Annotated in this window: 12 protein-coding genes; 1 reads left to right on the forward strand and 11 read right to left on the reverse strand. The window is 68.1% G+C overall.

What is annotated here, in order from left to right; all coding sequences use genetic code 11:
• Window positions 1-512: IS5 family transposase (locus tag H565_RS0108660; RefSeq protein ID WP_027460689.1), on the forward strand; the 512-nt coding region annotated here is incomplete at its 5' end.
• A gap of 156 nt (window positions 513-668) precedes the next feature.
• Here H565_RS0108660 and H565_RS0108665 read toward each other — a convergent pair.
• The 11 genes from H565_RS0108665 to H565_RS0108710 all read right to left on the reverse strand — a co-directional run bounded on the left by H565_RS0108665 (window position 669) and on the right by H565_RS0108710 (window position 11,100).
• Window positions 669-1,967, reverse strand: a complete 1,299-nt coding sequence (locus H565_RS0108665; protein ID WP_027460690.1) for an arsenic transporter — start codon at window positions 1,965-1,967, stop codon at window positions 669-671.
• Between the two features lie 3 nt (window positions 1,968-1,970).
• The gene (locus H565_RS0108670; RefSeq protein WP_027460691.1) at window positions 1,971-2,432 is read right to left on the reverse strand and encodes an arsenate reductase ArsC; all 462 of its coding nucleotides are present in this window, start codon (window positions 2,430-2,432) and stop codon (window positions 1,971-1,973) included.
• A gap of 10 nt (window positions 2,433-2,442) precedes the next feature.
• On the reverse strand, window positions 2,443-2,769 hold the full coding sequence (locus H565_RS0108675; RefSeq protein WP_027460692.1) for an ArsR/SmtB family transcription factor: 327 nt from the start codon (window positions 2,767-2,769) through the stop codon (window positions 2,443-2,445).
• Window positions 2,770-2,926: 157 nt separating this feature from the next.
• Complete coding sequence (locus H565_RS14865) at window positions 2,927-4,090, reverse strand: hypothetical protein (protein ID WP_051363500.1); 1,164 nt, start codon at window positions 4,088-4,090, stop codon at window positions 2,927-2,929.
• An 82-nt stretch (window positions 4,091-4,172) separates the two neighbouring features.
• Window positions 4,173-5,045 (reverse strand): metal ABC transporter substrate-binding protein, encoded by an 873-nt coding sequence (locus H565_RS0108685; protein ID WP_027460693.1) that lies wholly within the window; start codon window positions 5,043-5,045, stop codon window positions 4,173-4,175.
• Window positions 5,045-6,145: a CobW family GTP-binding protein gene (locus H565_RS0108690; RefSeq protein WP_051363501.1), complete on the reverse strand. Its 1,101-nt coding sequence runs from the start codon at window positions 6,143-6,145 to the stop codon at window positions 5,045-5,047. Before H565_RS0108690 ends, H565_RS0108685 begins: the two co-directional genes overlap by 1 nt.
• 72 nt (window positions 6,146-6,217) lie before the next feature.
• On the reverse strand, window positions 6,218-6,676 hold the full coding sequence (gene nrdR / locus H565_RS0108695; RefSeq protein WP_027460695.1) for a transcriptional regulator NrdR: 459 nt from the start codon (window positions 6,674-6,676) through the stop codon (window positions 6,218-6,220).
• Window positions 6,673-7,398, reverse strand: coding sequence for an SDR family NAD(P)-dependent oxidoreductase (locus tag H565_RS0108700; RefSeq protein WP_034408946.1), 726 nt, complete (start codon window positions 7,396-7,398; stop codon window positions 6,673-6,675). Before H565_RS0108700 ends, nrdR begins: the two co-directional genes overlap by 4 nt.
• 171 nt (window positions 7,399-7,569) lie before the next feature.
• On the reverse strand, window positions 7,570-7,791 hold the full coding sequence (locus tag H565_RS16060) for a hypothetical protein (RefSeq protein WP_084542933.1): 222 nt from the start codon (window positions 7,789-7,791) through the stop codon (window positions 7,570-7,572).
• A gap of 31 nt (window positions 7,792-7,822) precedes the next feature.
• Window positions 7,823-8,494, reverse strand: a complete 672-nt coding sequence (locus tag H565_RS0108705) for an NUDIX domain-containing protein (protein WP_027460697.1) — start codon at window positions 8,492-8,494, stop codon at window positions 7,823-7,825.
• Complete coding sequence (locus tag H565_RS0108710; RefSeq protein ID WP_027460698.1) at window positions 8,494-11,100, reverse strand: replicative DNA helicase; 2,607 nt, start codon at window positions 11,098-11,100, stop codon at window positions 8,494-8,496. Before H565_RS0108710 ends, H565_RS0108705 begins: the two co-directional genes overlap by 1 nt.
• Window positions 11,101-11,289: the final 189 nt, after the last annotated feature.

Genomic DNA, 11,289 nt, shown 5'->3' on the forward strand with positions numbered 1-11,289 from the left:
GCGCCCCTGAGCCGTCCGCCGTGGTCATGGACAGCCGAACCCTGCAAAGCACACCCGAGAGCGGTCATCGTGCAGGGTATGACGGGGCCAAGAAGCGCAAGGGCACCAAGGTTCACCTGGCTGTGGACACCCTGGGGCACGTGCTGGCTATCCTCACTTCCCCAGCGAACGAACAGGACAGGGCACAGGTCAAAGACCTGTGCCTGGAGGTGCAGGAAGCCACCGGAGCCAAGGTGGAAGTCGCGTTCGTGGATCAGGGCTACACCGGGGTTCAGACCGCACTAGACGCGACCCAGGCAGGGGTCGAGCTGGTCGTCGTGAAGCGTCCAGAGGCGACCAAGGGGTTCATCCTGCTCCCGAAACGTTGGGTCGTTGAACGCTCGTTCGCATGGCTGGCACGCTTCCGAAGACTCAGCCGGGACCTGGAGCGCCTCCCCTCCACGCTGGTCGGCTTCCACTTCCTCGCCGCCTGCGTTCTGCTCTGCCACAACCTCAGACCGCTTTTTGCCTGACGTTCTTGGCAGCCTCTAGGGCGGTGCTCAGAAAGGGAGTCAACCTTTCTGAGCCGACCGGAGCGCCACCCTAGCCCGGCTGACCACCCGCGCAGGAACGGGCGTGAGAGGGGAGATGTCCTCTCACGCCCGTTCCCGTTGAAAGCCTCTGGTCTGTCAGGACAGCCGCCACGCCAGCGCCAGCAGGGTGAAGAGCAGCACCGGGAGCGTCAGCACGATGCCCACGCGGAAATACTGCCCCCACCCGATGCGCACGCCCCCGCTCGCGAGCACATGTAGCCACAGCAGGGTCGCGAGGCTGCCGATGGGCGTGATTTTGGGGCCGAGGTCGTTGCCGACGACGTTGGCGTAAATCATGCCGTGCTGAATCGCGCCCGTCGCGCCGCTCGATTCGATGGCGAGGGCACCGATGAGCACGCTGGGCATGTTGTTCATCACGCTGGCGACAAAGGCCATCAAAAACCCCGTGCCCAGGGTGGCCGTCCACAAGCCCCCGGCGGCCAGGCGGTCAAGCAGCCCGGCGAGCAGGTCGGTCAGCCCGGCGTTTCGGAGGCCATAGACCACCAGGTACATCCCCAGCGAAAAGAGGACGATTTGCCAGGGTGCCCCCCGCAGCACCTTGCGGGTGCTCACAACCTCCCCGCGAGCAGCGACGACCCACAGAAGGGCGGCCCCCAGCACGGCGACGGCACTGACGGGTACGCCCAGTGTCTCCGCCGCAAAGTACCCGACGAGCAGCACCCCCAGCACCACCCAGCCCACCCGGAAGACGGCGGGGTCGCGCACCGCGCTCGCGGGGGCTTCCAGCTTGTGGACCTCATAGCGGCCCGGTATCCCGCGCCGGAACATCAGGTACAGCACGCCGAGGCTGGCGAGCACGGAGGCGACGTTCACTGGAACCATCACCGAGGCGTACTCCTCAAAGCTCAGGCCAAAGTAATCGGCGCTAACGATGTTGACGAGGTTGCTGATGACGAGGGGGAGGCTGGCGCTGTCGGCGATAAAGCCCGTCGCCAGGATGAAGGCGAGGGTGGCGGCGGGGCTAAAGCCCAGCGCCAACAGCATGGCCAGCACGATGGGCGTGAGAATCAGCGCCGTGCCGTCATTGGCAAAGAGGGCGCTGACGGCGGCCCCCAGCAAGACGACCAGGGCAAAGAGCAGGTGGCCGCGCCCACTCCCCCAGCGGGCGACGTGCAGGGCCGCCCACCTGAAAAAGCCCGCCTCGTCGAGGAGGAGGCTGATGATGATGAGGGCGATGAACGTGAAGGTCGCGTTCCAGACGATGTTCCACACGACCGGGATGTCGGACACGCTGACCACCCCCGTGAGCAGGGCGAGGAGCGCCCCCAGCGAAGCGCTCCAGCCGATGCCCAAGCCGCCGGGTTGCAGCCGAAAGCGCGGCTGCCAAATCACCAGGACGAGGGTGAGCAGGAAGATAAGGAAGGCGAGAAGCATCGCTTAGCGGGCGGTGACGGCGGGGCTGTCGGCGTAGCTATCGGGCACGGGCCGCCCCTCTCTCAGGGCCTGCACGAACGCCTCCATCTGCGCCCGCAGTTGGTTGCGAACCTCGCGCCACCGCTCCAGGCTGCCGCCCGAAGGGTCGACAAATGGGTAATGCCGCCGCACGGTCTGACCGGGATAGACCGGGCAGGCTTCGGCGGCGCTGTCACACACTGTGACCACATAGTCAAAGTTCTGGGAGTCAGGCACGTCATGCAGGGTCTTGCTGGTGTGGCCGTCCAAACTCAGGCCCAGCTCGGCCATGACGGTTTTGGCGTCGTCCTTGACGCGGGTGGCCTCGGTTCCGGCGGAATGAACCTCCAGGTCCAGCCCCGCCCGGCGGGCGGCGTCGCGGGTGAGGGCCTCGGCCATCTGCGACCGGGCCGAGTTGTGCGTGCACAGGATGAGAACGCGAATCACGGACCGCACCCTAACACACCGAATGAGGTTGGTGGGTCAGGGGAGTTTCGGCGAGGAAGAGGTCTTGCAGCAGGGTGCCGCCCAGCAGATAGAGCGGCTCTGGCCGCAGGCGGTAAAAGCTGTTGCGACCCCGCTGCTCCCCGGCAATCAGGCCCGCGTCCCGCAGCACGCCCAGGTGATAGGAGACTTTGCTCTGTGGCAGCCCCAGCAGGGCTTCGAGGTCGCAGACGCAGCGCTCGCCCCGCGCCAGGATGCGCACCAACTCGTAGCGGAGGTCGTGGGCGAGCGCCTTGAGCACCGTCAGCGAGGAGGGCGCAGCGGGGGCGGTTTGACTCATCAATCCCAGTTTATCACTGGCCCCGCTGCCCCCTCGACTTTCTTGTCCCGTCCTTGCAGGAGGACTGGCTTATGGCTCCACGCCCGGCACCTGTTTTTCTCCTTCTCGCCTCTCTGGGGCCTGAATCACTGCGTGGGCGATTCAAGCGGAGTCCGTGTCAGTGGCGCTCGCCCGCCGCGCTCGTCAGCGTGAGGTGGGCCGGGGTGCCTCCCACCGCCAGGCGGCGCGTGACCTTCAGGTCGGTCAGCGAGACCTCCACCACCTCACCCGCCGTGGGGCTGCTGACATAGGCGTGGTCAGCCCCCACGGCCAAGGCGGGCCGGACCGCCGCCTTGTCGGCAGCGTCGGTGGGTGGGACAACCGGGGCACTCCGCAGCAGGCGGCCCGTGGGCGCGTGCAGGAGGTGCAGTCCGCCGTCCGCGGTCAGCACAACCAGCCGCTGCCCGTCAGCGGTGAAGGTGAACTTCAGGGGCGCGGCGGGCAACGCCACGGGCGTGAGCGCCGCATCCTGGGCGGTCCAGCGGGCGAGACCGTTCCCGAAGTTGCCGTACACGACGGTGCTCTTCTCGTGCGCCGCGACGGTGCCCACGCGGGTGCTCGGCGGCGTCTGCGCCGGATGGCCGAGTTTGCGGGCGCGGAGCTGCTGGGCCTGAACGGTGACGGCCAGCACCCCATCCGCGCAGCCGAAATAGGCTGTCTGTCCCCGCACCGCCTCCCCGTGCAGGGCGGGGCAGGGCGCATCCAGGGTCTGGAGCAGGCGGCCCGTCCTCACGTCGTAGGCATCCACCCGGCCTAGGCGCAGGTAGCCGCTGAGCAGTACGTCCCCTATCAGGGCGGGTGCCCCGTGGTCCGGCTGCGCCACCTTGACGACCTGCATGTCGTTCGTCTTGCCCAGCAACGCCTCGCCAAAAACGGCCACGTCGCCGCTCGCGTCATTAAAGATGGCGACGCGCTCGTCCCGCGCAAAGAAGTGGGTAGGCTGCCGTCCCACATTCAGGGTGGCGAGCACGTGCGGCGGCTTTTCCACCAGGTCGCGGTGGTCGCCGTGGTCAACCGTCTCCAGGCCGGAATGCAGCACCGTCACGCGGTGGTCGTCGCGGTGCAGGGCGTAGGCCAGGGTGCCCCCCGGCCCGGTGTACAGCCCGCTGAGCTTGCCCGGTGTGCCAAAGCGGGCGAGCGTCTGCCCCTGGGCGAGGTCCACCACGCTCAGCACGTGGGTCTTGGCATCCGCCACGACGAGGCGCGTGGCGGTCGTCTCGGCCCCAGCAGCGGGCACGAGGGCGAGGGCGGCAGTCAGGGCGGACAGCAGCAGCTTTTGCATGAGGACTCCTGAGGGAGGGAACTGGACCGGGCAGGTCCAGGGAGAAGACGGGAAGAACAGGGGGGAAAGCGCAGAGCGCGGCCTAGCGGAGCGCCCGCAGCAGCGTGTCGCGGTTGCGGCGCATCATCTCGGCGTAACCGGGCGTCTGCGCGCTGCCCTCCGGGTCGAGGAGGTAGAGCGGGACGCCCGCTTCCGCGGCGACGGCGCGGGCCGGGCCGGGCGGCAGCTGCGGCTCGGCGAACACGGCCTTGACTCCCGCCGAACGAATGGTCTGCACCGCCTGCGCGAGGGTCCGCACGCTGGGTTCGGTGCCCTCTAGGGGGGCGAGGGTCGCCACCACCTCCAGGCCGTAAGCGCGGGCGAAATAGCCAAAGGCGTTGTGGAAGGTCACGAGCTTGCCGCCGCGCACCGGGGCCAGCGTGCGCCGCAGTTCCTCGTGCAGGGCGCTGAGGCGTGCGGCCTCCCGTTCGGCACTCGTGCGGTAGGCGGTGGCCTGCGTCGGGTCGAGGGCGGCGAGCTGCGCCCCCACCACGCGGGCGGCCTGGGCCATCAAGCTGGCGTCGAGCCACCAGTGCGGGTCGGTGCCCCGCCCGGAGCGCAGCCGCGAAAAGGTCAGGCGCTCGCCGAGCTTCAGCACCTGCGCCCGGCTGCCGCTGGCCCGCACGTATTTTTCTAGCCAGGAGTCGGCCCCTAGCCCCGCCATGACGGCCAAGTCGGCCCCGCGCAGCCGCGCAATGTCGCGCACGGTGGGGTCAAAGGTGTGGGGGCTGGCCCCCAACGGCGCGGCCCGCTCGACCTGGGCGGCCTCGCCCGCCACCCGCGCCACCACGTCATAGAGCGGCTGAAAGGACACGACCACGACGGGCTTTTGTGCGGCTGCGACGGAACACCAAGCCAGCAGGAGCGGAGCTGCGCCCCGCCGCAGGAAGCCGCGCCAGGAGTGAAGCCGTCCCATCAGCGCCCCGCCTCCGGCCTCAGCGCCCCGTCAAGCAGCGCGTCCAGCGCCGCCGGGTCGAGGTCTTGCCCGATAAAGACCACTTCGCTGAAGGCTTCTTCCGGAGCGTGCCAGGTGCCCGCCGGCTCCAGCACGAGCTGTCGCCCGGTGTGGTTCCACAGGGTCGCCAGCCCATCCCCCACATCCACCCAGCCCTTGGACCGAAGCACGTTGTGGGGCAACCCGGCGGTCAGCGCCGCCGCGAGGCGCTCGCGGTCAAAGGGGCGCTCCGAGCGGTAGATATGGGTGCCCAGCCCGTAGGTCTCGGATTCCGGCGTGTGTTCCTTTTCCAGCTCCTCTCTCCAGGCGTCGAGCTGCATGGCGGCCTGAAGGTCAAAGAGGCCCACGCCGAGCACCTCCGAGACGGGCACCCCGCCGCGGGTGGCGGTCAGAATGCGGGCGCGAGGATTGGTGAGGGCGACGAGTTCGCGCAGCCGCGTCACGTCCTGCGGCGCGGCGAGGTCGAGCTTGTTCAGGACCACCACGTCCGCGAACTCCAGTTGCTCGGCGAGCAGTTCTCCGAAGCCGCGTTCCTGTTCGTCGCCCGGAATGGCGTCCTCGCGGTTCCACAGCGAGAAAAACTGCGCGGCGTCCACCACAGTGACCATCGCGTCGACGTGAACGCGCCCGGTGAGGTCAGGCAGGGGCGGCTCGCCGGGACTCGGCTCCAGCGCCAGCTCATCCGGCGTCAGGCAAAAGCTCTGGGCGATGGGCAGCGGCTCCCCGATGCCGGTCGACTCAATCAGGATGTGGTCGAGGTCGCGGGTCCGCAGCAGTTCATCGACCGCCTGCAACAGGTCGCCGCGCAGGGTGCAGCAGATGCAGCCGCTAGACAGCTCAATCGTCTGCTCGTCGGTTTTGACGACCAGCCCAGCGTCAATGTTGACCGCCCCGAACTCGTTGACGATGACAGCCACCCGGCGGCCTTCCGCCTGCGAGAGCAAGTGGTTGAGCAGCGTGGTTTTGCCCGCCCCCAAAAAGCCGCACAGCACGGTGATGGGCACGGACGAGCGACCCGCTAGAGCGGGGGGGGCCGAAGCAGAGGCAGAAGCGAGCGCCATAGCGGTAACGATAACTCATTATCAATATCAGGGAAAGGGGGTGCCGTCTGTCGAGAATGCCGCCGCCCGGTGCTAGCTCTCCCCTTCCCCTTCGCCCTTCAGGCCGCGAATCTCCTCGATAAAACGTTCTAGGCTGTCAAAGTCACGGTACACGCTGGCAAAGCGGATGTAAGCCACGTCGTCGAGGGGGCGCAGAAAGTTCATCGCCCGCTTGCCGATTTCGCCGCTGGTGATTTCGGGCACACCCACCTCGTCCTCGAAGCCGTAGGCAAAGGCACGCAGCCGTTCGGGGTCGACCGGGCGCTTCTCGGTGGCGAGGGTCAGGCCGCGCAGCAGCTTGTCGGGGTTAAACGCCTCGCGCAGGCCCCCGCGCTTGAGGACCATCAGCGGTTCGAGTTGCGCCCGCTCGTAGGTCGTAAAACGCCGGGCACAGTGCGAGCACTCGCGGCGGCGGCGAATGGACGCGCCGTCGTCGCTGGGCCGCGAGTTCACGACCCGTGAGTCGGGGGCCGAGCAGTACGGGCACCTCACCGCAGCAGCGCCTCCGACTCGGCGGGACGCACCCTGGGCAGCGGCGGCAGCGGCACCTCCAGCACCACCCCACGCAGGTGCGCGAGCGAGGGGGCCGCCAGCGCGAGCACCGCGTCCCCCAGGGGCCTATCCAGGGCTTCTTCGCCGCCGCTGGCCCGCGAGGGCAGCACCAGATTGACCCGCAGGTCTTCAAGGTGGGCATGCTCGACCAGCCCGCGAATCGCGCCGCGCTGGGGATGGGCGTGCAGGCCCTGCTCGTCGAGGTGCGGCCCCACGATGGTGAGCCAGGTTCCGCTCAGGCGGCGGCGCACAATCTGCGCGATGGCGACGCTGCTCTTGACATTGCAGTTGAACAGGTCCATCCACTCGGCTTCGCTGAGCAGGGTGAAATCCGTATGTGCCCGCTTATCGGCCAGGTGCACAATCCCGTGCAGCGCCCCAAAGATTTCGAGGATGCGGTTTTGGGCGCTGAGCCAGTCGAGCGGGACCCCCACGTCCGCCTTGAGGGGAATCGCGGTGCCCCCCACCAGCTCCAAGCTGCTCGCGGCAGCGGCAAGCGACTCGGAGTTCCCGCCAATCAGAATCACGCTGGCCCCCGCCCGCGCCAGCCGTGCGCTCACGGTGCGCCCGTAGCCCTGGTCGGCCCCCGTCACCGCCACGACCTGCCCCGACAGCACGGGAAGGTCAGGCGGAAGGGGAGCCGGGGCAGCAGGGAGACTCATGCCTGCAAGATACCGTCCCCGCTGGGGCAAGGCGCGGTCAGACGGATTCCGGAGAATCCGTTCCAGCCCCTGCGCTTCGCTTCGGTGCTTCCACTCCTCTGGGTCACCGCCTTGCCTTCTCCTGCCAGTCGGGGTTCCAGTTCTTCCAGAACTGCTCAACCGGAATGCTTATCAGCTCGCCTCCGGCAAGGGGCGCAGCGCTCCCGGCGGCAGGTCGCCCGCTCGGTGCCCACGGGCGCAGGGCACGCACCAGTAGCCTTGGTCACCGTCACGCAGGTCATAGAGGTCCAGCTCCCGCCCGCAGAAGGGACACACGTGGGCATAGCCGCGCCCGCTTGCTGGGGGGGCCGCCGCACCCTCCGTGTGCCCAGATACACGTAAAGACCGCCTCATATTCTGATGTTAGCAGAATAGCGGGAGGGGGTCAGAGGTCGGCTTCGTCGGTCGGTTCGTCGGAGAGGGCAGGCCCCACGGCCCCCACGCCCACCCGCCGCCGCTTGCGCAGCATGGCCGGTTCCTGGTCGAGGTTGAAGACGAAGTGCCGGGGCCGTCGCTCGCGCAGCCAGGTTTCCAGCGACACCAGCCGGGGCCGGAAGCGGATGAACTCGCGCAGTTGCCGAATGGGCACGAAGCGGGCTTCTTGCACGTCGCGGTCGGGGTCGCGGGGGGCGAGGCTCCCGCCCACCTCGCGCCCGGTGTAGAAGAACTGGAGGTGATGTCCCCAGGTCTGCGCCTGAAACTCCACGATAAAGGCGAGGTCGCGCAGTTCGACGACGAGGCCAGTTTCCTCGTAGGTTTCGCGCCGCGCCCCGTCCTGCACGAGTTCGCCCGCCTCCAGGCCGCCCTTGGGCAGCGACCAGCGGCCCCGTTCCCGCACCAGCAAAATCTCGTCGCCGCGCAGTACGATGCAGCCCACCCCGATGCGGGGGGCGGCGAGCGCCCGCTTTTGCCCGCGCTTTTGGGGGGCGGCGGGCACCGGCACCGCTGTCGCCCCCGACACCTGACCTGGAGCGGGAGGCCGGGGCGAGCGCCGCCGCCGTCGCCGCCGTTGGCTGGCCCCTTGTCCCGTAGCTGCCGCCTTCACGTCCTCCGGCATCAGATGCCCTCCGGCGCGAGGTCATTGAACCGCACGTGGGCCGAATGAAACTGGAGCTTGACCGTCCCTACCGGGCCGTTGCGCTGCTTGCCGATGATGATTTCGGCGATGCCCTGTTGGTCTGTTTCCTTGTTGTAATACTCGTCGCGGTAAATAAACATCACGATGTCTGCATCTTGCTCAATCGCACCTGAGTTATGGCTGACCACTCCATCGGCCAACCAGGACGCTGGACCGGGCACGGTCAGGTCGTAGACGGTCTCTTCCCCGGCGGGCGTGATGCTGACCACCTCATCCCAGTAGAGGTCGCTCTGTGCCCATTCGCGGAGCGTAGCGTCGTCAAGCAGCTCGGCATATTCCGCCACCACCGAGCGCGACGGGGCGAAACGGAAGTGGGAGGTTCCGCCGTAGCTCGTGCCCCGCGCAGCGGCCATCGCCCGCCCGGTCAGCCCCCGCTCGCGCATTCCGGCCCGCACCCGCTCAAACACTTCTTCCGGAAGGGTATCCACGTTCGTGTTGCCGGGCCGCGACGCCAGCAGCGCCCGCAGCCGCTCGCCCGCCCCCGTGCGGGGGCCAAAGGTGCCGACCTTCTCCAGAAAGGCGAGTTGCGCTTCCGAGCCACTCACGTCCACATTCCAGACGGGCCGTGTCTTTTGCGGGACCGCCCGCAGCCGCGCCACAATCCCGAAGCGCAGCAGCAGAGCGGCCACGTCGCGGGCCAGACCCTCGCTACAGGTCGCGAAATAGACCCGGCTTGCCCCCCCACGTTCCCGGACGTGGATGCAGCCGTCGGTCGCCCACAGGTGGCGCAGGAAGGTGGCGACCAGCGGATTGGGTAGACGGAACAGCTCTTCTGGCACCCGCTTTTCGGCGGAACGCTGCCCAAAGACGCCCAGGCTCTTGAGCCAGGCCCCCACCCCCGCCGGATGCCAGCGGTTGCCGTTCCCGGAGATGACCAGTTGGTGCCAGTGGCCGCGCCCCGCGTGCCGGGTCACGGTGGACCCCAGACCCTGCGCCGTACGGGTCACCAGGGCACTGTTCTCCTCCGAAGCGGTCGTGTAGCGCAGCGGTTGCCCCGGCAGGAAGCTGCCATCCCCTATCAGGTGGGCGAGGAGGGCCACCCGGTCCTCGGTCCAGTGGCCCGCCTCGGCTCCAGGAGGCTCCGGGACGCGGCGGGCCAGGGCCAGCCGATCACCGGGGCGCAGCTCGTCCAGCGTGACCCAGCCGCCGAGTCGGTAGACACGGTGCCCACCCGTCGCCCGCAACCGCCGCCCACTGCGGGTGACAAGTTCCAGCACGGGCCGCGGGCCGACCTCCCAGACCAGTTCGCTGAGGGCAAGCACGATCTGGCCGTCCTCGCGCATCGCCAGCACCTCTGGCTGGGTGCCCACCAACGCCGCGATGGGCACGCGCCGCCCATCCGCGAGGGTGACCAAAGTGTCCCCCGTCACGCACTCGCGCAGGTCCGACAGCATCGGCCTATGATTTGGCCTTTGCTCCACTGCGCGGCTGAGCTGCGAGAGAACGATGATGGGCACTTCTAGCTCTCGCGCCAGTCCCTTCAGGCCGCGCGAAATCGTGCTGATTTCCTGCTGGCGGTTGTCACTGCCGCCGCTGCTCTTGCCGCCCGACATGAGCTGGAGGTAATCAATCACGACCAAACCGAGTTGGCCGTACTGCGCGGCGATGCGACGGAGCTTGCTCCTCAGCGCATTGAGGGTGAGGTCCGGCTCGTCGTCAATCACCATCGGTGCATCGGCCAGCCGTCCCGCCGCGTGCGCAAGGCGCTCGAAGTCGCGCTCATTGAGCTGGCCAGAGCGGATGCGGTTCATGTCCACCCGCGCTTCAGAGCACAGCATTCGCAGGGCGAGTTGAACGGAAGGCATCTCCAGGCTGAAGACGGCGACCGTCTTCTCGCCGCGCAGGGCGACGTTCTGGGCGATGGACAACGCGAACGCTGTCTTTCCCATACTCGGCCGCGCCGCGAGCACATTCAGGCTCCCCTTTTGCAGGCCCGAAATCTGCTCGTCGAGGTCGCGAAAGCCCGTGCTCACGCCGTCGGGAATGCCGCGGCTCTGGTGCAGCAGGGTGATGTATTCGAAAGTGTCATGGACGACCTCGCCCATCGCCTGAAAGGCCTCGCCCTTTTTCTTCTGCTCAGCGACCTCGAAAATCATCTTCTCGGCGCGGTCCAGCAGGTCTTCGAGGGGGAGTTGGCCCTCATAGGCGAGCTGCATCGCCTTGCCCGACGCGCTGATGAGCTGCCGCAGGGTGTACTTTTCCTGCACGATGCGGGCGTAATGCTCGGCATAGGCGGCGGTGGGCACTTGGTCAGCTAGCCCAACGAGGTAGGTCACGCCGCCCACCTCATCGAGCTGGCCCCTGACCCGCAGTTCCTCGCTCAGGGTCACGAGGTCGACGGGTTCGCCCCGCTCCTGTAGGCCCCGCATCGCCGCAAAGATTTTGCGGTGGCCTTCGCGGTAGAACATCTCGGCGGAGACGGTATCGCCCAGGACTGTCAGCGTGTCATTGTCGAGCAGAATGCTGCCCAACACGCTGATTTCAGCGTCGTTGCTGTGCGGGGGCACGCGGGGGGTCAGTTCCATGCAGACCTTTCGGGGGGCACGTGCGCGGCCAGGGGCCAGCCGGCGCGGCCTGACCGCTGGGGCCAGGGCGCGGGGCACGTGCAGGGTGGAAATCGGGAGGAAGGGGCCGACAGGGGCCATTCGTCCGCGTGCGCCGAGCAAGGGGCGCCGAGCGGAACCGAACTGCCGCGCATCATACCACCGCCTCCC

Origin of the sequence: Deinococcus murrayi DSM 11303 (genome assembly GCF_000482805.1) — a bacterium.
Classification (GTDB): domain Bacteria; phylum Deinococcota; class Deinococci; order Deinococcales; family Deinococcaceae; genus Deinococcus; species Deinococcus murrayi.